The sequence below is a fragment of the Sheuella amnicola genome, from assembly GCF_010499255.1.
In the GTDB taxonomy this organism is placed as follows: Bacteria; Pseudomonadota; Gammaproteobacteria; order Burkholderiales; family Burkholderiaceae_B; genus Zwartia; species Zwartia amnicola.
Genome location: NZ_JAAGRN010000002.1, coordinates 14028 through 39181, shown reverse-complemented (window position 1 = coordinate 39181; position 25154 = coordinate 14028). Strand labels below are relative to the sequence as shown.

6 protein-coding genes are annotated in these 25154 nt (G+C 44.6%); 1 reads left to right on the top strand and 5 read right to left on the bottom strand.

Translation table 11 applies throughout. The annotated features are described in order from the left end of the window. Window positions 1–8: 8 nt before the first annotated feature. Window positions 9–983 carry a Gfo/Idh/MocA family protein gene (locus G3I67_RS02755; protein WP_163651468.1) on the top strand — a complete coding sequence of 325 codons (975 nt, stop codon included), beginning with the start codon at window positions 9–11 and terminating at the stop codon, window positions 981–983. Here the strand turns inward: G3I67_RS02755 and G3I67_RS02750 are convergent. From G3I67_RS02750 to G3I67_RS02730, 5 genes are read right to left on the bottom strand one after another with little or no spacing between them, the layout of a single operon-like run. After that, entirely contained in the window at window positions 967–2193 is a 1227-nt protein-coding gene (locus tag G3I67_RS02750; RefSeq protein ID WP_163651467.1) for a glycosyltransferase, read from the bottom strand. The genes G3I67_RS02755 and G3I67_RS02750 overlap by 17 nt on opposite strands. Before the next feature lie 19 nt (window positions 2194–2212). Beyond that, the gene (locus G3I67_RS02745) at window positions 2213–7066 is read right to left on the bottom strand and encodes a type I polyketide synthase (RefSeq protein WP_163651466.1); all 4854 of its coding nucleotides are present in this window, start codon (window positions 7064–7066) and stop codon (window positions 2213–2215) included. Further along, window positions 7063–11895 carry a type I polyketide synthase gene (locus G3I67_RS02740; protein ID WP_163651465.1) on the bottom strand — a complete coding sequence of 1611 codons (4833 nt, stop codon included), beginning with the start codon at window positions 11893–11895 and terminating at the stop codon, window positions 7063–7065. The genes G3I67_RS02745 and G3I67_RS02740 overlap by 4 nt, the downstream gene beginning before the upstream one ends. Next, on the bottom strand, window positions 11892–18488 hold the full coding sequence (locus tag G3I67_RS02735; RefSeq protein WP_163651464.1) for a type I polyketide synthase: 6597 nt from the start codon (window positions 18486–18488) through the stop codon (window positions 11892–11894). The genes G3I67_RS02740 and G3I67_RS02735 overlap by 4 nt, the downstream gene beginning before the upstream one ends. Window positions 18489–18491: 3 nt before the next feature. Next, window positions 18492–25106: a type I polyketide synthase gene (locus G3I67_RS02730; RefSeq protein WP_163651463.1), complete on the bottom strand. Its 6615-nt coding sequence runs from the start codon at window positions 25104–25106 to the stop codon at window positions 18492–18494. Between the last annotated feature and the right edge of the window lie 48 nt (window positions 25107–25154).

Here is a 25154-nt window from a genome sequence, read left to right as displayed (position 1 = left end):
TATTTACAATGAGCAAACTTCGGGTAGGCGCCTTAGGCAATGCAAGAATCCTAAAAAGATTCATACCTGACACAAATATAAGCTCCTCGATTGAAATTGAAAGTATTGGAACGCGATCAACATCGTCGGCCGAAAAAGCGGCGATGACCTATCCGGGAAAGAGGATTTTTGACAGTTATGATGAACTGATAGCATCTAAAGATTTGGATGCTATTTATGTATGCTTGCCTGCCGGTTTACATTTCACTTGGGCCAAAAAAGCGCTAGAAGCAGGCAAGAGTGTTTTGATCGAGAAGCCAGCAGTCCTGGAAGTTGCTCACGCAGAAGAATTGACGGCTATAGCCAAGTCCAAAAACTTGGTTGTAATGGAAGCCTGGTGGTATCGCTTTCATCCACTTGTTGAATCGATACGTCAACTGATTTTGTCTAATGCGCTAGGTCAAATCAAGTTGATTAGCTCAAGTTTCTCATATGTCAATTCAGATCAATCGGATTCAAGATGGCAATCTGAGTTAGGTGGTGGAGCGCTAAACGACATGTTTTGCTATCACGTTGATTTCTTGAATTACGTGATGGATATTAAAAATGACGATGTGAAGTACTTGCAGTCGTTTTCACACAATCGACGAGATGTTGATGCCAATATCTACGCAGAGTTAGTGACTTCTTCCGGCGTAATTTGTAATTTCATGTCCGGTATTAGTAGGCCGTCTATGTGCAAGACTTTTATCGTCGGAGAAAAAGGTTCATTAGAGATTCCACATTTGCGGGTTCTACCAGAAATGGGAGAGTCTCAATTTATTCATCATCATGGTGCGCAAGCATGTACGTTTACATTCGAAACAACGGATGCATATTCAATTATGTTCGAAGCCTTTGCCCAAGCTGTGGCGACGGGTACCGTCTCACAACCTGGTAAAGATAATATGATTGAAAACATCAAGTTGATGAATCGTATTCGACAGGCTAGTCAAGAACCTTAGCGTCGGACAAACATTTAACTATATTCTTGGCAATGTCCGCAGCGTGGATACGCTCCGTAATTTCCAGGGATAATTCTGCACATTTGTTTCTAATGGTTGCAGATTCGAAAATAGTATTCACCGCGTCGAATAGTTTTGAGCTGTTTAATTCATTGCCTGGGATACTTAGACCTAACTGCAGGCTTTCAACTCGTGCTGAGTTATCCCACTGGTCACCCAAAGATGGAATGATGATTTGGGGAGTGCCTGCTCTTGCGGCCTCGGCTAATGTACCTATTCCCCCGTGATGAACGATGAGAGAGCATTCTTTAAGTAGTGCTTGGAAATTTTTGCAATACTCTAAAGTTAAAACCGAATCAGGCAGACTTTGGGGGAAAATGTTTTTGTCTTTACATATAAAAATCGCAGGGTAATTTAATTTTTCAGCGATTTCTTGTGCGTACTTGAATTGATCCTGGCAGTGAAGGTTTCCAGTACCAAAAGTAAACAGTATCGGTTTCTTATTTGACTTTAAAAATTGTTTGAGACTATCCGGAAAATCTTCCTGTTGAAGACTTTCGTTATAAATAAATTCACCATTGATCAAGTTGTCAGGCCAATGCTTCTCCTTGTTCCCGAACCAGTCGCTAAAGAATAAAACATTAAAAGAAGCGATATCAGTAAAAAGATTCTTATACGAACTGATGGGAGTCAGGCCAATTTTCTGACGGGCAAAATTAACAGGAGCAATCAATGGAGAGTCGGAAAATTTCTTTTGATTCGGTAACTGAACATTTTCTGATTTCTCTTCTTCACCGAATACACTTGGATAAAGTGCACCACATATTACGGTGACTTTATTCTGATGTTGTATGCGAGCCATTTCGCAATTAACCAATAAATTTTGATGAGCCAGAATAATGAATTTCTCATCAATTGGACATTGACTAATATAGTCGCTGATACCATTAATGTTGGGTAAAAAGAGATTCAGTGTAACTTCAAGAAAGCTTTTGTCATCCCATAATTTATCGTTTTGAATGACATCAAGATATTCATTTTTCGTGCCGAGCGGATGAAAATCCAACCCGCACTGGGCAATGAATTCCTCAAAATATGGATTGGTAATAAATGTAGTTTTATATCCAAGATTTTTTAGACCCAGCGCAACTTGGGCATAGGGGTATATATCCCCAAAAGTACCGATCGATGTGACAATAAAATGCGTCATACGTTTAAATGTCCAGACTTTAGTTAACAGTGGAGATTGATACGTTCTTGATATAACCGCCATCCCTCAGCGCAACGACTGAATCTTTAACCGCCTGTATTAATTCTTCAATATCCTGGTCCGTGTGGGCGGTTGACAAGAAGCATGCTCGCCATTCCCATATATAGACGCCCTTTTCAAGTAACTGGTAATAGAACAATTCGAGATTTCCGGAAAACTTGAATTGGAATGTTGATCCAAAGTGGAGAACTTTAATCGGAACTGATTCCGACTCAAAATATTGATTTAATCTGTTGGCAAGCTCAGTTGTTCTGCTATTTAGTTTGTCTTGTAGTTCTGGTCCTTCGGCCTTCAGCTTCCGGAGTGTGGCTAGACATGTCGCCATAGAAAGTGGGTGTTGACAGAATGTTCCACCAAAATACGTGCGGGTTGCTTTAGGGTAGGACGAGTCGCCATATTCCCAATATCCACCGTCGATTCCATCCATGAAGCGCGACGATCCTGCCACGGCGCCAATAGGCAAGCCTCCTCCGATTATTTTTCCGTATGTGGCAAGATCAGCCTTGATGCCGAGCAATCCCTGAACGCCTGCAGGGTGAACCCTAAATCCGCTGACCATTTCGTCAAAAATCAGGGCAACATCCTTTTCGGTAGTCAAGGTCCGTAATTGTCTTAAGAAATCAAACGGCTGAAAATCGAGGCGCCTGCTTTGAACCGGTTCGACAAGGACTGCGGCTAATTCATGTGCATGCTCGCGTATGAATTCCAGGGACTTTTGCGTACCATATTCAAGTACGAATACATCTTTAGCAATGCTTGGAGGGACGCCAGGTGCAAGTGGTTCTGAAATCAATTCGCCGTTGACAACAATCGACTTCACCAAAGTGCCATCAGAATGACCGTTGTAAGCACCGTCGAAAATCACGATTTTATTTTTACCCGTTCCCGCTCTGGCGAGTCGCATGGCAATCATGACAGCCTCGGTCCCTGAATTTGTAAATGCGACGCGATCGTGACCGGTCAGTTCAGTGAAAAGTTCGGTAATTTCAGGCATATAGATTGAACGAGGCCCCAGCTGAAATCCATGCTGTAACTCCTGCTCAATGACGCCATTTAGAAATTCGGGTTTACTGCCAAAAAGCAATACACCAAAACCCATTGTGAGATCAATGTAGTTATTACCATCAACATCCCAAATTCTGGAACCAGTGGAATCAACCCCGGAAATGGGATAGAGGATTTCTTTAGTTGAAAATCTAAATCCAATACTGGCTCTGCTATCTGCCAAACCCTTGCGACTTGATTGAACAAGAGCTTTTGATTTTGGGGTTTTCTTTTGATAACGATCAATGAGGTTATTCAGGTAGTTGCTTTGCTGTTCCGTCAAATTTCCGGATGTGGGAGTAATAGGTATATTGAGCGCGCGTAAGGGTGAGGATCTATCCTCGCTTTGCTGAGAGGTTGATGATGCTGGTATTGGGGCGGGTGCAGACACCGGTGCCGATACTGGAATAGGCAAAGCTGAAGATGTCGTTGACGCAACAACTCCGGCTGATTTCGCAACAATGGGTTTATTACCCATGGCTTGCATAATCGCTAGTTGTTGCGACATGAGTTGTGTTTGCGCAAGAATCAACTGATTAAGTGCAGTGCTGTTGCCTGGATTGATCGTGATGGCTGCCTGCATGGAAACGGGAGGATGCGTTGGCATCGGTGTAACGAGCGCCTGAACAGGAGTTTGAATAGGAGCTTGGACAGGAGCCTGGACAGGTGTCGGAATTGAAGTATCGCTGGAAACTGTGGCTTGTACTGCTGATGCAGCTTTTGTCGCCGAATGTGAATTCAGATAGTGCGCAATCGCACTAATGGAGCTGATTTCTTCGAAAAATTGTCGAATGTCTATTTTGACGCCAAAATTATCCTCAATCACGCGAGCGCCTGACAACAACACAAGGGAGTCTGCGCCCAACTCAACAAAGGGTGAGTGAATATCAATTTCTTCAGGGCTTACTCTGAATAATTCGGAAAACAGTTGTAAAAGCTTGTTCAGAATGGGCTGATAATTATCAGCAACAGTTACAGGTGCCTGAAGATTTTGAGTCGTTGGCGCATTCATAATTGTTTGTTCCTTAGATGAGATCCAATAACGCTGCCGCTGAAATTGATAAGTAGGAAGATTTGTAATACGGTGGCTTGAATCAAAGTTCCATTCTGACCAATCTATTGACAGACCGAGTGAATATAGTTTTGCAATAGTCGAGGCAATAATCAGATTGTCCGACTGATTTCTCTGAAGGCTTGGCAACCAATCGAGCAATTTAAGCTGATGTTTGCCAATGCCCGCTAAAATCGGATTCGGACTGATCTCTATCACGAGATCGGGCTTTGAATGTTCAAGGCTCGATAAGGCCTCAGAAAAACGGACTGGCTCACGGTAGTGACGACGCCAGTAATGGGCGTCAATTTTTGTATCGTGATCAAGTATCTGTCCCGTTAAACTTGAATAAAATGCCAAGGTAGGCTGCTTATATGACAAGGTTCGAGCAACGGTTTCAAAGTCATCAAGCAAAGGATCGATCAGTGGGGAGTGAAATGCATGCGTCACGTTCAGTGGGTGAGTATCAATGCCCAAATCTTTACAACGCGTTCTGATTTTATCCAGAGCCTGTTTATTGCCTGACAATACAACATTGTTCTTGTCATTGATGACGCCAATACTGACTTCCGATGTGTAGTTTTCGATCAATGGCTTGATTTTTTCCGTTGAAGTAAAGGCCACCATCATGGTGCCGTCGTTTTCCAACAGATCGGTTAGACGCCCGCGTTCGGCAACTATATTTAATGCATCATCCAGACTGATCACGCCGGCAATACATGCCGCCGCATATTCCCCCAAGCTATGGCCTGCCACGGCGCACGGCGTGACACCCAAAGCCATCCACATTTTGCTTAAGGCGTATTGAATGCAAAATAATGCAGGCTGCGCATATTGTGCTTTCTGATTGAGCAGCGCACTTTCATCCGGGAGATCGGAAAAAATGAGCTGTAGTAGTGGTTGTTTTAGAATTGGATCCAGAACTTTGCAACATTCATCAAGTGAATTTTTAAACAGTGGTTGTTGCTGATACAGCTCTTTAGCCATGCCGGAATAAATTGAACCCTGTCCACTAAATACAAAGGCGACACGAGGTGTTTTTTTAAGTTCCTTTGGACTGATGAATAAATTGGGTAGGGTGATATCAGGCGAAAACTTACTGAGAAGATCAAGGGCTTGAGTTTTGGAAGAAACAACGAATGCCGCACGTCGTTTAAAGTGATCTCTGTAACGATTGGCACTCAGACAGATATCGCTTAACGCGAACTCATTATTTTCGATGAGGTTGCGATAAACAGAAACAGTCTGAATCAAAGCCGCGTCACTCTTTGCGGATAATGCCAATACTTGTATGCGTGCGGAATCATTCTTTTGTATTGATTCGTCGCGTGGAGGCGCTTCTTCCAATATCAAGTGCGCGTTACTGCCGCTTGCACCAAATGCGCTTAAACCTGCGCGTCTTGATCCATTACGACTTAGCCAGGGTTTCAATTCAGAGTTTGGCTGCAAATTAAGATCAGCCCATGGAATGCGGCTGCTTGGGTGACTTACATGAAGAGTGGGAGGCAACTCCTTATGTTCCAGTGCCTTGATTAATTTGATTAATCCAAGTACACCGGCAGCTGATTCGAGGTGCCCGATATTTGATTTGACGGATCCTACCAATAACGGTCTGTCGCGTTGATCGGCTTTGCCAATTGTGATGCCCAGTGATTGAGCCTCGATAGGATCACCTAGTGGCGTGCCGGTGCCATGGGCTTCAATGTAATCAATTTCGTGAGGTTGGATACCTGCTTTCTCAAGTGTTTTGTTTATGAGTTTTTGCTGCGCCAAGCCGTTTGGCACGGTAAATCCGCTGCTTGCTCCGTCTTGATTCACGCCAGTCGCACGAATCACTGCCAGAATATTGTCTTTGCAGGCTATCGCATCCGACAGTCTTTTTAATACAACTATGCCACAACCCTCACCGCGTACATAACCATCCGCGTCTTCACTGAATGTTTTACACATCCCTTGTGGTGACATCATGCCGGCTTCGGAGAGTGTGACGTTTAGCAACGGAGAGAGCATTAGATTGACTCCGCCGGTCAGCGCAATATCGCAATCTTTTGCTCGAAGAGACGTGCATGCCAGATGGATAGCAGTTAAAGAAGATGAACACGCGGTATCGACGGCCATACTTGGTCCTTGAAGACCTAGTACGTAGGAAATGCGTCCTGCGCAAGCGTTCAGCGGGGTCCCGGTATTGAAGTATGGGTTGCTTTCGTTGCGGCGATCAGAGTCTGCCTGGAGTAAGCCATAGTCGCTGGAGGTCACTCCGACAAAAACACCGGTAGCAGTTTCATTTAAGGAGGAAGGCACGATTCCGGCATTTTCGAGAGATTCCCACGAGACTTCAAGCAGAAGCCTTTGCTGAGGATCCATACCTTCCGCTTCCCTGGCGGAGATATTGAAAAAATTAGCGTCAAATTTATCAACATTTTCAATAAAACCTCCACGTAATGTGTAGGCTTTCCCCGGCGTGCCTGGTCTAGGATCGTAGTATTCCTGTGCATTCCAACGTGAAGAAGGTATATCGGAAATGGCGTCCTTACCTGCTCTGATCAAGTCCCAGAGTTCATCCGAATTTTTCGCTCCAGGGGCTCTGCATGACATTCCAATAATTGCAATTGGCTCATTCAATTGTTTGTTTGCAGTATCAAGCTCTTTTTTAAGCAGTTGAATTGCAGCAAATGCTTTCTGTAGTGGACTGAGGGGAGTTGAAGCGTTGTCGCTCATTTTTTATCCTTTGGAGCAATGAGGGATGACAATTCACCATCTAGTAATGCCGCGATTTCGCTGTCAGATAATGCAGTGCCTGAGCCAATCTCTTTCGATGTAATTCCGGAATCAGATGCAGGTTGCCGCGTTGTCATCTGATTGTCTTGTTTGGAATCATCAAACAATAGCGAAAGTAAATATTTACTGAGTTGTTCGATGGTTGGGAAGTCAAAAATCGTTGAAGGCGGAAGTTTGCAGCCAAGCTGTTTTTCCAAACGGCTACGCAATTCAACAGCCATCAATGATCCCATTCCATAATCAAAAAATCCTCTTTTAGTGTCAACAAGTGTGCTGTCGGCTATTTCAAGCAGCATGCACACCTGTTGTGTCAGGAATTCGATTAGCGCCTCAGAACGATTCCAGGCAGGCATCTCTTGGAGACTTTGCAAAAGCGCAGGGACTTCCATCGTCTCTGATTCGGAAGGGTTTGAAATCAGCAAGTCGAATATATGCTGTTGCATCCGTGCGGAGTAAACCTCATTCAATTTATCCCAATCGACTTTGACGATTGCTAACTGATGACGATCGGATGTCAGTGCTTGTTCCAAAGCAGTCAGCGCTTCAACCGATTTCAACGGGGTAAATCCACTTGAAAATACCTTATTCGAGCCGGCTGTATTTTGAACCATGCCACCGTTATCCCAAGGCCCCCAATTGATGCTCAGTGCGGGCAATCCCAAGGAGCGGCGATAGCTTGCAAGTCCATCCATAAAAGCATTGGCGGCTGAGTAGTGCGCCAGTTCAACCGATCCAATCAAGCTTGAAATGGAAGAGTAAAGAACGAAAAAGTCCAAAGCTAAATGTTTAGTTTGCTCGTGTAAATTCCATGTGCCTTGAACTTTCGATTCGAACATTTGATGCAGCGTTGCCGAATCCAAATCCCTGCAGAGTGACGGGCTTGCAATGCCGGCAGCATGAAAGATTCCCTTTACCTCACGTTTATTCTTCAACAGGTAATCGAAGACTTTTTTAACTTGCGCGGCCTGTGCAATATCACACGGCATAAATAACACCTGCGTGCCCATTTCTTCGATTTCTTGAATGGCGCGTTGTGCTTCTGCGGTTGGTCCTTTTCTTCCAAGAAGAATGACCTCTTTTGCATGCTTGGAGGCTAAAAATCGTGCAGTGTGTAACCCCAGCGAGCCCGTGCCACCAGTAATGACATAAGCGGCGTTTTCATTCAGTTTAAATTTATTGGTCTGAACGAAATCAGTTCGCTCCAAGCGACTGACAAATCGATTGCCACCGATTAGTCTGACATGTTCTTCTTGTGATTGACTGACGATTTCACTAAATACATATTGTGATGCTGCATCGTCATACTCAATGACTCCACCTTTTATCGACGGATTTTCCAAAAATAATGAGCGTGAAAATCCGTTCAACAAACTGGAGAAGGGGAGTGCAACATTTGCCATGTCCGAAGATGATGGCGTTTTTATTAAGAACCAAAGTGCTAAAGATAACTGTAAATTAGTCAGCGCCCTGTTGATGTTGATCGCATTTAATAGAATCTGTTCTCCAAAGGAGGAGTTAAAATTCTTTTCATTCCACCATTCGGACCACAACAAACATATTGATGCCAATTCGATCGTTTGACTGAGCTCTTTGATCACTTTTACATAATCATTTGGCTCGTTTTCGTTGATAATCCAGAGCGATTCTGATTTTTTGTCGTAGCTCTGCCCCAGCATAATGTAGATGTTCGATGATAGCGATCCATTTAAGGCTTGCTCCGGAATCGAATCTATATTTGGTGCAAAGATAAGGTGGCGATGAGCGTGATCTTTGCCATCAGTCACCATTGTCGGAATGAGTTTTTTCTGCCACACAGGACTATAAAATATCCGCTGATCTTGATGTTGACTTGCCTGGTACTCATCTACCAGCGCCTGACAAATTCTTTTGATTAAATCATTTTCCTTTTCTTCGAACTGGATTTTGCTTTTAAGATGGGAGCTGATCTTTTGAAGATCACCTTCTTTAATCAAATCAAGCATTGCGAAGGAATTCGTATTGTCTTCTGATTCTGTGGTTGTACGAGCGTTGATCCAGTAGCGTTGTCTTTGAAAAGGGTAGGTTGGTAAAGCAATTGATTTTGCGCTCATTGACGGATAGACATGTTTCCAATCAATTGGTACGCCTGCAAGGTGAAGCCTTGCCAAAGTTTCAACTGTGGTTTCTCCTGCAGCTTTATTTTTTCTTAAACTGGGTAATAGTCCAATCTGATGTAAGTGTTCATTTTGACCGATCATGCCCAGTAGAATCGGTTGAGGTCCCATTTCCATGATTAGATCAAAATCACCAGCCACGAGCTGTTCGGTTATTTTTGTAAATTGAACAGCTTGACGAATATGATTGCGCCAATACTCGGGGGTGTGTATCTCTTCGCCTGCAAAATCGCCGCTTAGGTTCGAAAGTAGCGGAATGCTCAGTGGGTTAAATTTTATTTTTTGAGCAAAACCCATGAACTCATCGAGCATGGGTTCCATGAGAGCCGAGTGAAAGGCATGCGAAACAGTTAGTTCACGGTAGTTGATCTTGTTAGTTTCGAGTGTGGCAATCAGTTTTTTGATTGAATCAAGTTTTCCGGAAACCACTGTTTCATTCGATGTGTTGATGCCCGCGATATCAAGCACTTCGTGAGAAGATTGTTCCTTAATAAGATCGCTTACTTTAGTTTCAGATGCAAATATTGCCACCATTGCACCAGCTTCTTTAAGCTGGTGCATTAAACGGGCGCGTTCCGCAATAAGCTTTAAACCATCCTCAACCGAAAAGACTCCGGCTATGCAAGCTGCTACGTATTCTCCTACGCTATGGCCTGCAACAACATCCGGCTTGATTCCCCAGGACAACCATAGTTGAGCCAATGAATACTCTAGGGCGAAGAGGGCTGGTTGGGTATATAACGTTTGATTGAGCTCATCGGGATGATCTCCGAAAATTAAATCAACCAGTGAGCGTTTAATGATCGGATCCAAGATTGTCGAGCACTTCAATAACGAATCTTTGAATACAGGCTCAAGATCAAAAAATTCTTTTCCCATCCCTGGATATTGAGAACCTTGTCCTGTGAATAACCATGCAACTTTTGGTGCTTGCGTATTCAGGCTGACCTTATTGTCGAATACTAGATTTGGCGTTTGATTATTTAAGCAGGCCTTTAACTTCTCAAGCAATTCATTCTTTGACTTGGCGATAATAGATAGTCTATTTTCAAAATGCGTTCTATTTACATTGGCTGCCAGACAAAAGGTCGGCAGATTGTCCTCAGGGAGTTGTTCAATACGTTCGATGAATTGCTTGACTTGAGTCTTCAGGGCTTGAGGCGAACGAGCACTGATATTCAGCAAATGATACTTTTGATTTAGTCCGGTTATGGGTGCTTCAGGTGTGTGGATTTCTGAAGGGGCTTCTTCCAGGATGACATGGCTGTTTGTGCCGCTGAATCCGAAGGAACTGACCCCAGCAATACGAGACCTATTGACAACGCCCCATTCCTTTTTTTGATGGGTAATTTCAAATGGTAATTGATCCCACGGTATTTGTGGATTCTGGTTATGGCAGTTGAGATGGGCAGGTAAGACTTTATGCTGGAGTGCAAGTACAACTTTCATCAGGCCGCTGATTCCGGCAGCGCCTTCCATATGGCCTACATTTGTCTTTACAGACCCAATATAAAGCGGACGTTCTACGGACCGTCCTCTTGAAAATACTTCAGCTAATGCGCCAATTTCAATCGGATCCCCAAGATTCGTGCCAGTGCCATGCGCCTCGACATAATCGATTTGATCGGGCTGTAATTGCGCATTTTTTAATGCATCTTTGATGACACGTTGTTGGGATGGGCCATTAGGAGCCGTCAATCCACTGCTCGCACCATCCTGGTTCACTGCACTGCCTCTAACAATGGCTAAAACTTGATCACGCGCTACATCGACATCCGACAGCCGCTTAAGCACAATCAAACCGCAGCCCTCTCCTCGCCCGAAGCCGTTGGCTTCGGCGGAGAAAGCTTTACATTTACCATCGGGCGACAGCATTCGGTTGCGTGAAAAGTCTATGCTCGTTTCAGGACTAAGCGTGAGATTGACCCCGCCTGTAATCGCAAGGTCACACTCTTGATTTCTCAGGCTTTGGCAAGCTAGATGGACCGCGACCAGAGAGGATGAGCAGGCTGTATCGATTGCGATGCAGGGTCCTTCTAATCCTAATGTGTAGGATAAGCGACCGGATGCAACACTATGCGCCATGCCGGTTGTCATATAGGAATCAATCGATTTCTTATCCCTGGCCATGGATAAATGGCTGTAATCCTGATTGCAAATTCCTATGAATACTCCGGTTTTGCTTCCGGATAGTGATTGCGGAACAATATTTGCGTGCTCAAGCGACTCCCAACATACTTCCAGCAACATATGCTGCTGGGGATCCATGCTTTTTGCTTCCTTTGGAGAAATATCAAAAAAGGCCGGATCTGACTCCTGAACATTGGTAAAGAAAGAGCCTTGCCTGGTGATAATTTTTCCGGCTTCATCGTAATTCGAACTGTAATAGTCCTGACTATTCCAGCGACTGTCAGGAATTTCAGCAATGGTTTCTTTGCCTGATACCAGTAGATTCCAAAAGTCATCGGGCGAATGAATATTCCCTGGAAATCGACAGGCCATGCCGATAATGGCGATTGGTTCGGATTTTTGTTTCTCTAATGAATCGATTTTTTTCTGCGCTGCTTGTAATGCAAGCAAAGCTTGTTTTACTGCAGATAGATTGTTTTCTGTCATGTCGAGAACCCCATATCTTTTAGTGTTTTCAAGAGTTCTTCAGCTGCTTCCTGTTCGCTCAATTGATCCACCAGTTGATGTTTCAAATCTGTGTCGACTGTCGAACTCATCTCAGAGAGAGGATATCGATCACTCAAAATCTGCAATATGTACTTTGATAATTTATTTATATTCGGATAGTCAAAAATGAGGGTTGCCGGTAGCGTAGCCATCAGTTCTTGGGTGAGTCGATTTCTAAGCTCAACTGCTGTGAGTGAATCCATTCCCATGTCTAAAAAGCCTTGGGTACGGTCAATTTTCTTCGACTTTGATAAGTTCAAAACGGCGACAACATTACGCTCAACGTAATGATGAATTAGCTCCTCTCTTTCCTTGTCGGAAGACTTGGAAAAATCATCCAAGAATGAAGAGATTCGAACTTGGTGATCCGAACCCTGGCGCTCATCTTGAAAATCCGTCAAGAATGCACTCTGATTCTTATTTTTCAGATAAGTAGGCCAATCAATGTCAAAAATACCGATCTGAGGTTTTTGGTATTGAACAGATGTCGCCATCGAGGCCAGTGCAAGCTCGGGAGAAATCGCCCGAATGCCTTGTTTGGCTAAATTAGCTTGTGAAGACATGCGATGCGCCATACCAACTTCAGCCCATGCTCCCCAGTTAATCGAATAAGTTGCTTGGTTCATCGCATGACGATAATGAGCTAAGGCATCAAAAAATGCGTTAGCAGCTACATAGTTAGCCTGGCCGGGTGCGCCCAGAATGGAAGTGGCTGAGGAATAAAGCATAAGAAAATCCAGCGGTATATTCTGTGTTTTCTCGTGTATGAGCCAGGCACTATCAATTTTTGCGCTTAATACTTGCCGGAACTGCTCCTCGCTTTGAGATTCGATTGTTCCATCATCCAATACCGCGGCGCAGTGGAAGATCCCTTTAAGAGTCTTGCCGAATCTGTGTAGTTTCTCGAAGGCATGTTCGACATCGGATGAAGATGTCATGTCGGCTTGGATAATTTCAATATTGATGCCTGATTCTTGCAGAGCATTTAAATGATTATGCTTTTCAATTGAGGGCGCATTTCTTCCGATCAAAACAATATTTTTTGCATTGTTTTCAATGAGCCAATCCGTGAGCTTTAAGCCCAAGTCGCCAAGACCGCCAAGAATCATATATTGCGAATTTTCGCCATCATCAATTAATTTGTCTTGATGCATGTCGATGACAACTTTACCGACATGTTTGGCTTGTTGCATCGTTCTGAATGCGTTTTCTATCGTGCTTGCAGGATAGGACTGATAAGGTAATGGCTTGAACTCTCCAGCGGCAAACCTCTGGAGTAATTTTTGTAATAAAGTCTGTAATATCTCGCGGTTTTCACGGTAAATGACCATCAGATCAATTGGGAAGTATTCAATCTGAGTGGACCATCGCGCAATTTCTTCGGATGAACGCAAATCCGTGATGCCGATTTCTAGAAATCTGCCGCCTGATTTAAGTAGTCTCAGACTTGCATCTGTAAACTCACCACGCAAGCTATTGAGAACAACATCAACTCCTTCATTGTTGGTAAGTTCTCTAATCGATTGTTCAAACTCGGTTGTTCGGGAGTCGAAAATGTATTGAACGCCAAGATCTTTCAGGATTTGCCATTTTCCACGACTAGCGGTTGCATAAACGATCGCACCTGCTGCCCGGGCAATCTGAATGGCCGCCTGACCGACTCCACCAGTTGCTGCATGTATCAGAACGCGCTCGCCCGGACGTATTTTGGCCAGATTTTCGAGTGAATAGGCAGCAGTAAGGAATGTAATCGGAATGGTCGCTGCTGCGTGATCTTCAAGCGAGTCAGGTAATGCAACTGTGGTTTGCGCGGGGGCGCATATAAAGCGACTTAAACAGCCGGGCACCATAGCCAGTACACGCTGACCCATGGTGAATTCGGTGACGCCGGGCCCCAATTTGACAACACGACCCGCGCATTCAACACCAAGCCCATTGTCAATAGCAGGCACGCGGTGAAGGGCAAGGAGAACATCCTTAAAGTTCATCCCCGCAGTGTGAACTTCGATTTCTACCTCGCCGGCTTGAGGCTCTGCTCGTTCGCATGGTATCCATGCGAGATCCTCCAGGCTGCCAGAAGCAGGAATCGTGAGATGATAGGCAGGCGCTTGCGGCAGTGGTTTTAGCGGTGCACATCTCTTCAGCCGCGATACATACCTCTGCAAATTTCGATAGGCAACTTGGTCTTCGAAAGAACGTTCTTTTGATTGCAAGCATTCGGACAATATCAAAGCCGCGTTTACTTTGTAGTTAGCTTCGAGAGATTCGGCTTCCAGATCGATGACACGACATTTCCATTCCGGCATTTCGGCCTGAACGCTTTTAGCAAAACCGATGACCGGCGCTGTTAGTAAATTGAGACTTGATTGTTGTGTAACAGGAAGAGAACTTAGAGTAATGAAATCTAGAGAAAACTCACTAGAAAGTCTGTGCTTTTTTAACGCTTGAACAAGAAAGAGAGGTGATTTCCATGACAGCTCCATTTGCTCAGTCGCTGCGGTCTCGGCATTTAACCCAATTGGCAAATCGAGCGTCCAAAAATATAAGCATCGATCAATCTCGATTTCGGATAATTGATTGAAAAGTGCTAAAAAATTGTCGGAACTAAACGGATTAATCGTATATGTATTCCCATCCGAGCTGGAAAATTGATTGCCTCTTTTAATAATCCGGTAATCAATATGAGCTTCATCACATAGGTTTTGAAAATAAGGACTTAGACCGGCTTCATCGGCAAAAATGATCCACGACTTAGCCGAGTGAACTGCTTGTGAATTTTGGATTTCTTCAGGCAAAGGACTGGCTTGCCATTCAATGTCATAAAGTAATGAATCAATCTGTTTGCGTTCAATCGAGCCCTTACGCCATGCTGAAAGCGACGTCTTTCTGGCTGTTAAGCCTTCAATTGAGCAAAGTAATTCACCCGTATCATTTAAAACCTGCACGTCTGCTGTCTGAATGGCATCGTCAGCATTACCTTTTAACTCTACAAAACAAAATACTTTTGAATGAAAGCTTTTGAACAGTGTCAGTTTTTCAAGGCCAATTGGTAGCCAGATTTCATCTTTCTCTTGATAAGGTAAAACTGAAAATAAAATCTGAAAACATGCATCAAGCTGACATGGATAAACATGATACTGATCGAGATTAGCTACGATCGGTCCGCACGATAAATCGATTTCGGCGAGAGCTTGATTATTTAATCTCCATAAGTTCCGAACGAGTCGGTATGAAGGACCATATTTAATACCGATAAGTTCGCATTGTTCATAGAATTCATGAACAGGTACAGGTTCATTTAATTTTGAACGCAGTTGTGCAATATTTAATGTTTCTGGCGTAATTAGAGCGTGTTGAGTGATGTGACCGTGAGCATTGTTTGTCCAGTCGACAGACTCTTCTCCGGCTGATTGAGTGCAGCTGTAGATATTGAATTCCGATTTTCCAGAATCTTGATTTATCACGATTTGAATATGGTTTTCCATATCATTCGTAATCGCTATGGGTTGAGTCAGCTCAAAGTTCGTAATCTCGATGGGGTAATGCCCATCCTGTTTGATTATGGCGGCAATCGCTAGCTCAATATAAGCCGTGGCCGGTAGGATAGGACGCCCAAAGACTTGATGCTCCGACAAATATGTCAGATCAGGATCCAGACATTGGCTATATCTTTTTTGATTCCCTGGCAGCCCTGGGACGCGAAGAACAGAGCCCAATAGAGGGTGATTTCGACTGCTGTGCTGCACGCTCTTATAGTTTGACGATTTGCGCTCAATCCAGTAACGATCGCGCTGAAACGGATAATTTGGCAATGCCAAATGATGAACTTTTGACCGTGGGTATATTTGCTGCCAGTCAATTGGATAGTGATGCGTATGAAGCTTGCCAAGGGACTGTAGTATTTGCCACGTATCGGACTGATTCTGTTTTAAGCTTGGCAAAAGCAGGGTATCTGACAGAGCCTCTCTTGCCAAAGAGCAGAGTACGGGACTTGGACCGATCTCAATGCAGGCCCCAATCTTTTTATCTTTCAACAAGTTTACCGACCGGGAAAATTGAACCGGTTCAAGTATGTGATTCAGCCAATATTCCTTTGTGCAGATGGAATCGTCCGCATATTGACCCGTCAAGTTGCTGATGATCGGTATGCGCGGCGTGTTAAATGTGATGTTGTTTAAGTATTCACCAAACGCTGCAATCATCGGCTGCATCAACGGCGAATGAAATGCGTGGGATACGGGTAGAGTGCTGACGGCAATATTTTCGGATTGAAGTTCCTTGAGAATCAATTCGATAGCATCTTTTTTGCCGGAAATCACGCAACGCTCTTTGCCATTGATCGCCGCTATTGCAACCTCTTTAGTATGGGGTTGTAAAAGTACCGAAAGTTTTTCATATGGCATCGAGACTGCAACCATGGATCCATCTTTCGGCAAGGCGTGCATAAGTTTGGCCCGAGTGGCGACCATGCCTATGGCATCTTCAAGCGTGAAAACACCAGCTATACACGCGGCTACATATTCCCCCAGGCTGTGACCGACCAAGACATGTGGCTGCACGTTGAATGAATGCCAGAGTTTTGCAAGTGAATACTCCAGACAAAACAGTGCGGGTTGTGTGTAGATGCTTTGATTGAGAATACTCGCATCAGACTCGAAGAGCAGATCAGTTAATGAAATATCGCAATGTAGTTCCAATATGGAAGCACACGCATCGATCCATTTTTTAAATTCATCTTCAGTTTCATACAACAGCTTTCCCATGCCGGGATATTGCGATCCTTGCCCTGTAAAAAGAAAGGCGATATCGCTCATCGAAGCTTCATTGACTGAAGATTGAACGATGTTCGGACCAGATTCACCAAGCGTGAATTGATCTAGATTTTCTGTAATTTCGCCAGGTGTACTGCCCAAGACCGATAAACGATATTTAAGGTGTGCACGACTCTGGGATGCGTTTGCACATAACTGATATAGATCCAGATTTTGATTCGCTTTGAGCAATGATGAATACGACTTTGCCAAAGTGATCAGAGCTTGTTGCGATTGTGCGCTGAAATTCAGGATTTGAGTATTTCCTGAATCCGATTGATGGCCTGTATTGTCCAACGAGTTAGAAACTGGCGCTTCTTCGAGCAAAATATGTGCGTTTGTGCCACTAAAGCCAAAGCTACTGATGCCGGCAATTCGTGGCTTGTCTGAGCGAGGCCATGACTTTGTTGTCTGGGCGACGCGTATCGGATTCTCGCTCCAGGCAAATCGCGCAGTGGGAGTCTCGCAGTTTAGATGAGCCGGAATTTTTTCGTTTCTTAATGCAAGAATCAGTTTCATGATCCCCGCGATGCCAGCTGCCGCCTCAAGATGGCCAATATTTGTTTTTATGGAACCGATCCAAAGCGGATCCGTCATGTCTCTTCCATGACTGAATACATCAGCCATTGAGCCTAACTCAATCGGGTCTCCAAGTGATGTTCCAGTTCCGTGTGCCTCTATATAGCCGACATCATTGGGAGTGATTTTGGCATTTTTCAACGCCTGTCTGATGACGGATGATTGGGATGGACCGCTTGGTACGGTGAGTCCGCCGCTTGCACCATCTTGATTGACTGCTGATCCGCGTATCAATGCAAGAATCGGGTCATTATTCTTGATAGCATCGCCGAGTCTTTTTAGAACGACTATTCCGCATCCTTCGCCTCTAACGTAGCCATTAGCCGACGCATCAAACGTTTTACATTTGCCGTCGGAAGACAGCATATGGGCCTTAGAAAAATTGACGCTCAGTCCCGGTTCGAGCATTAGATTGACGCCGCCTGCCATCGCAAGGTTACATTCGCGTCGCCTCAGGCTTTCACATGCAAGATGGATGGAAACTAAAGAGGAAGAACAAGCGGTATCGAGACTTAGGCTGGGTCCTGTTAGACCTAGCGTGTATGAGATTCGACCTGCGGCAACGCCTAGCGACGATCCGGTTCCGGAATATGCATCAATTTTTTCCAAACCGTTAATGCCAAGTAATCTTTGTCCGTAATCATAAGCAATGATTCCGATAAATACACCGGCAGACGTGCCATAAAGATTGCGCGGATCAATATTGGCGTTTTCAAGCGCCTCCCAGGTTACCTCCAATAAGAGGCGCTGCTGGGGATCCATGGATGCGGCTTCGCGAGGGGATATTCCAAAAAATTCCGGATCAAAATCGGCAACGTTTTTAACAAACCCACCATAACGCGTATTCATTTTTCCGGGAGCATCGATATCCGCATCATAAAGTGCATTGATATCCCATCGATCGGCAGGTACTTCACTAATGCCGCTCGTACCTTGGATCAGTAAGTTCCATAGAGACTCTGAATCAACAACAGAACCAGGGAGTCTGCAGCCCATTCCCACAATGGCGATCGGCTCATTTTTTTGCGACTCGAGGGTTTCAAGTTCTGATTCCAGTTCGTTAATCCGAACGAGTGCACCCTTGATCAGATCACGAGAGCTTTGTTGATTGGATGAGTTACCTTGAGTCATGTGGATTTGCAATCGTTATCTTTTTAGCTTGGAAGCGAGGAGCATTTCTAAATCATCCTGGGACATATCATCGAGTTCATCATTGATCGAATCCAGGGTGTCGGCGACCGTTTCTTCAATCGGCTGATCAACAGGCTTGAAAAGATCAGGCATCAAATTTTTCAAGTATTCACTCAAAGCTTCAATCGTTGGGTAATCAAATAGCAGTGTGCTGTTGAGTTTGCAAGAAAGATTTGATTCCAATCGATTTTTAAGTTCTACAGCAGTGAGAGAGTCCAGTCCCAGATCGAACAGCGGTTTTCTCAAGCCGATCACATCATTTTCGTCGGCTCCAATGACCTTGTTGATGGACGATTCCAGCAGTTTGATTAATTGATGGCTACGCTGGGACGTTTCGAATTTACTTAATCTTTCACGCCAGTCGGTTTTTTTAGAATCGACTTTAGTGGTTGCCTTGATTTCAGATTGATATCCCTCGGATCTGATCAAGTCATAGAACGGCTCATGTTGAGCTTTCGGAAAATGGCTCAAGAATTGATGCCAGTTCATTTCTGCAATCACAATTTGCGCCGGGGTAGAGCTGCCGACCTGATTGAAAGCAGAGAGCGCGCTTTCGGTTGTGAGTGACACAATACCCATTTCCAGGAGGCGTTTCGTATGGGCATGACTGAGTTTATGCGCCATTCCTGCCGCCTCCCAAGGTCCCCAGTTAATGCTGATTCCAGGAAGCCTTTGCGAGGCTCTCTGCATCATCAATTGGTCCACAAAACTGTTAGCTGCAACATAATTGGCTTGACCTGGTGAGCCCGTGACTGATGTCAGTGAAGAGAATGCAATGAAAAAATCAAGATTTAAATGTCGGGATGATTTGTCGACATTGCTGAGTCCTTTGGTTTTAGCGCTAAGTGCTTTTTCGAAATTAGGCCAATTTACATTTTCGAGCAGCCCGTCGTGAAGTTGGCCCGCCAGAAATAAGATTCCTTTAACTGGTGCTTTTTGATTCGCTGTTTCAATCCAATTTTGTGTCGATGGGCCATCAAGAATGTCCAGTTGTGAGACCGTGATGGATATGTCCGATGTTCTCAACTGTTCAATCTGAGAAATTATTTCGACCGAAGGCGCACTTCGGCCGCAAAGGGTCAGATGTCTTGCGCCGCGATCAATCAAATTCTTTGTCATCAATAATCCCAAACCACCCAGTCCGCCAACGATTAAATAATGTCCGTTGGGATGAATTTCGAATGGTTTGTCTGAACGAGAGGCGAGCGGATATATCCGTTGACCCCAGTTTTTTCCGTTACGCAAGACGATCCTATGGTCTTGGCGCTGCTCCACAAGTGTTTGTCGGTGCATGTCGATGACAACTTTGCCAATATGTTTGGCTTGTTGCATTGTTCTAAATGCAGATTCGACAGATTGGGCCGGATAGGTTTGATAGGGGAGTGGTTTGAGCTCACCGGCAGCAAAGCGCTGAAGCAATTTTTTGAGTAAAGCCTGTAAAACGCTCCGTTGTTCGCGATATAAAACCATCAGATCGATCGGGAAATACTCAATCTGGTTGGCCCATTGAGCAACTTGCTCCGGAGTGCGCAGGTCTGTAATGCCAATTTCAAGAAATCGGCCTCCCGGTTTTAATAGTCTTAAGCTGGCATCGGTAAACTCGCCGCGCAAACTGTTCAGAACGACATCGACTCCCTCATCATTCGTAATCGAATTTATTGCCTTTTCAAAATCAGTGGTACGAGAGTCGAAAATATGCTTGACGCCAAGATCTTTCAGAATGCTCCACTTACCTTGGCTAGCTGTTGCATAAACGATGGCTCCTGCTTGCTGAGCAATCTGGATGGCCGCTTGTCCGACACCGCCGGTTGCCGCATGAATCAAAACGCGTTCGCCTGGCCGTATATTTGCCAGACTTTCAAGGGAGTAGGCCGCAGTCAGGAAGGTAATCGGAATTGTCGCGGCAGCGCGATCATCCAGAGAATCAGGGAGAGAAACAGTGGTTTGAACCGGTGCGCAAATAAAACGACTCAGGCTGCCAGGCACCATGGCTAGCACCCTTTGCCCCAGGGTGAACTCTGTCACGCCAGGCCCTAATTTAACAACCCGACCTGAGCACTCGACACCAAGTCCTTTATCCAGGGATGGTACGCGGTGTAGCGCTAATAGAACATCTTTGAAATTCAGTCCCGTGGCATGTACTTCAATTTCGACTTCCCCTGCAAGCGGTTCGGCTCGCTCACAGACTTGCCATGCCAAGTCGCCCAAACTGCCTGACGCAGGAATTGTTAAGCGCGAAGGAGCATTTGAAGTGTTCTCAACGTACTTAATGATGGAAAGGCAATTTTCCTGCGTTTCGACTGATGAATCTATATCAATCGTTAAGCACTCAATCTCGGGATATTCGAGTGGAATAGTTTTTCCAAGCCCCGATAGAATGGATTGGGCGGGAATAAATGGTGCTGCAGGTTCTGAAAGATTGACTGACTGATCCCCTGAAGTAAGCAGCACTAACTTGGCAGGTTTCGAAGTGCCAGACGGATTGAAAAAAGATTGCAATAAATAGATGAGAGGTTCGGTTGATCCTTTGACTGAGTCTTGCAGCGTATTGGATTCTTCGAGACCCCAGCCGTAAACGACGGAATCAATTCGGAATGCTTGTTTAGCAAATAACTCCGCTAACAGCGAAAATTGTTCTTTTGATGTCGCATCAATTCCGAATGCATTGTTTTTTTCTGTAAAAGCTAAAGCTTTCGAAATGGTTTTGACGTGATGACCGTTTTTGATTAGTAAATCGTGAAAGTGTTGATCAAAATCCTGACCATTCGTAAAAAATATTATGTTTTGAGGCGATGCCAGACTATCCTTTGGTGGATCGATAGTTTGCCAGCGTAATCCATAAAGACAGTCAGTCGATTTGCTGTGCAATAGCTTTTCGATGCTTTCTCGCGAAACTTCACGGCCCTCAATGCCTAGGCATTGGCCAATCAAGTTGCCTTCAAAGTCGAAGATTTCAATATCCCCGATTTTTTTATTCGAAGACGTTTCTTCATCGCGCAGTCTTGCAATCGCAAAAAAATCAGTGCCATTAACGCGCTTAATCAAACGAAATGATTCAATTGAAAAAGGTACATATGTTTTTCTCCCCTCTTCGTTGATCAGGGTCGAGAATAAACAAAAGCAAGAATCCAGAAGTCCCGGGTGCAGAACAAAGCCATCGTGCGCCATGGATTCGCTGGTAATGCCTAAGGGCACGAATAGCTTACCGAATGCAGTATTTTTTTCGAGGCGAGCTTCTTGAAGCCATTGATGGGTATGACCTAGCAATATTTGGCTATTGGCCAATCGGTCATAAATTTGTGATCTGGACAGACTATGGGATAGCTCGGACCACTTCTTTTCAAATTCAGGTAATGAATATGTTGATTGAATGATTTGATTGTCGCTGTGGAAACTTATCAAGCCTGACAAATGGGTTAAATATGATGAGTCCCCAGTCCCATCCAGACTAATGATCTTAAATTTTCTCGAATCCGGGTTTTGCTTCTCTAATGCAAGCTGTAGGGTTTGCGTAGCCGAATTGGTAATGACGAGCGGAAGCTCAAACAAGAGGTGATTGATTCCCACCGATGCGTATTGAACTTCGGGTTGATTTTGAAAAAATTTAGCGCTTTCTATAATTAGGGATATATAGCTTGCGGCTGCAAAAATGGTTTTACCAACCACATGATGATCATCGAGAATCGGAATACTTTCTTTATTCAGATTGCAGCTGACAATATCCCAATCAAGTAAAGGTGACTGAGAAAGCGACAGGCCAAATGGACTAATGGTATTGCCGGTCTGAGTCTTAATCGATCCTTTATTGCGCGGAATGGATTGCCAATGCTTCTTTCGCTGAAAGGGGTAATTGGGTAGGGATGTCCATTTGCCCTGTTTGGATTGGAATACATTTTTCCAATCTATCTCTGCCCCCAGGATGTATAAGCCTGCAAGCGACCGATACATTTGAGCTTGATCCGGGACTGCCTTTTTCAGACTTGCAAGCCAAACACAGTCGCGAGCAATATTTTGTCTGGCCAGTCCTAACAGGATGGGATCCGGACCAATTTCAACAAAGACATCAATCGATTTTTTTTCAATTGCCTGCATTCCCTCGGCAAACATGACAGGTTTGCGAATATGGTGCATCCAATAATCGCTTGTTACGTTTGACTCGTCCGCTTGTCTTCCTGATAAATTCAAAATGATCGGGGTGTGTGGTTTCGTGTAATTGAGACGTCCCGCTTCTTCTTTGAATTCCGACAGAATGCTATCCATGAGATAGGAGTGGAATGCATGAGAAACATTCAGAATATGACTGCTTATATTTTCGTTAGCCAGATCTTGAGTCAGTTTCAGGACTGTTTCTTTATCTCCTGAAGCCAGAACCTGCTTTGGACTATTGATTGCGGCTAATTCAACCTTGCCACGATATTTGTCCAAGAAGGGCTTAATCGTGTCGCTTGAGCAGAATACTGCCGCCATGCCGCCACCCGCAGGCAGGCTTTGCATGAGAGAGGCGCGTTTGGTGATGAGCCTCAGGCCATCTTCCGGGCTAAAGATGCCGGCCGCACATGCTGCAGCATATTCACCCACGCTATGGCCCATGACTGCATTAGGCTTGATACCCCAGGATGCCCAAAGTTGCGTCAGTGCATAAGCAATGCTGAAAAGCGCAGGTTGAGTGATACCGGTGTCATGTATGGTTTCGGACTCATCTTCAAAAATGATTTTCTTGATTGAAACTTGTTTGAGGGTTTTAAAGATTTCATCGCAATGGTCGAAAGCCTGTCGAAATACAGGTTCGCTGGCATATAGGTTGGCGCCCATTGACCAATACTGAGAGCCTTGTCCGGTGAAGAGAAAGGCGATATTTGGTTCATTGCCGGAAGTTTGACCCGAGAAAACATTAGGATTGGTTTCACCATCAATAAAAGATTGCAGTCCATTCGTGAGTTCTTCTTTGTTTTTACAAACAATGGAGAGCCTGTAAGTCCAATGATGTCTGCCAACTGAAGCTGAATAGCAAAGATCCCGAAGGGAGGTATTTTCTGATTTCAGCAGATTGATATAACTGAGCGCTAACTCGCGCAGACCGTTTGGATCTTGCGCAGAGATATTCAACATTTCATATTGATCGATCGCTTTTGCTGAATTTTCTTGAGGTTTTACATATTCTGAAATCAGTAAGTGAGCATTGGTTCCGCTGAAGCCGAATGAACTCAAACCAGCACTGCGTAACTGTTTGCCTTTTTTCCAGGTAACGGGTTCGTTAATGACCTTAATGGGATACGCATCCCAGGGAATGTGGGGATTGGGAACATTGAAATGCAAATTTTTTGGTATCTGTTCGTGCTGGAGCGAAAGTAGAATTTTGATTAATCCCGCCATTCCCGCGACAGGTTCCAGATGACCAATGTTTGTTTTGACTGAGCCTAGTAATAAATGCTTGTCACGATGTTTGCCATAGGTTGCGCTTAGGGCTTCAACCTCGATCGGATCACCCAGAATAGTGCCTGTGCCGTGCGTTTCAACATAGTCAACTGAATTCGCACTTAAATTCGCAGTGGCTAGAGCTTCCTGAATGACTGCTTTTTGTGCATTTCCATTAGGGGCCGCCAATCCATTGGTTTTGCCATCCTGATTAATGGCAGATCCCTTTATGACACCAAGAATGCGATCACCATCTCTTTCTGCATCCTCCAGACGCTTTAAAACAACCATTGCGCAACCTTCTGAGCGAACATAGCCATTTGCCGATGCATCGAAAGTTTTGCAGCGGCCATCTGGTGAAATCGCTTGCAGCTTGGAAAATCCAATATGCATGGCAGGATGCAGAATTAAATTGACTGCGCCGGCTAACGCTAAATCAGACTCTTTGGTTTGTAAGCTTCTAATTGCTTGATGAATAGCGACCAGAGAGGAAGAGCAGGCGGTATCAAGGGCCATGCACGGACCTTGCAAGCCAAAAATATAAGATAAGCGCCCCGCTGCGGTACTGAATGTCGATCCTGTAATCGAGTAAGCGTCAATTTTTTCAGGATGATCCGAGTGGCGATGATTTAAAGCGTAATCATCCCCGGAGATACCAATGTAAACACCAGTTTTGCTGAATTTTAATTTTTCCGGTACCTGATACGCATTTTCAAACGCTTCCAAGCTGACTTCCAGGAGCAGCCTGTGCTGCGGATCCATTGATCGAGCTTCATTAGGAGTGATGCCGAAAAATTGAGCATCAAATGCTTCGATATCTTCTTGTAGAAAACCGCCTTGAGCGGTGTACATCTTTCCGGGCTTTTTGGTGTCCTTATCCAGAAAGTCCTCGGCGTTCCAACGGGATGCTGGAGCCTGTATTACAGCATCTATACCTTGACTCAAGACATTCCAGAATTTATCAGGCGTACTGGCCCCCCCCGGAAATCTGCATGCCATCCCAATAATGGCGATGGAACTTTTGCGCTTGAGCTCTTCGTTTTCGGCGATTAATTCTTTGATCGACTCGGCTGCTTTACGCAATGCGTGCTTAAGTTTTGACTCTTCATCGGATTGGAGCGGTAGTTCAGGTCGATTTTCAGAATTTTTGATCATGGCTTACTTTGACATATCCCTGACGTAATGCCGCATTACAGTGAACTC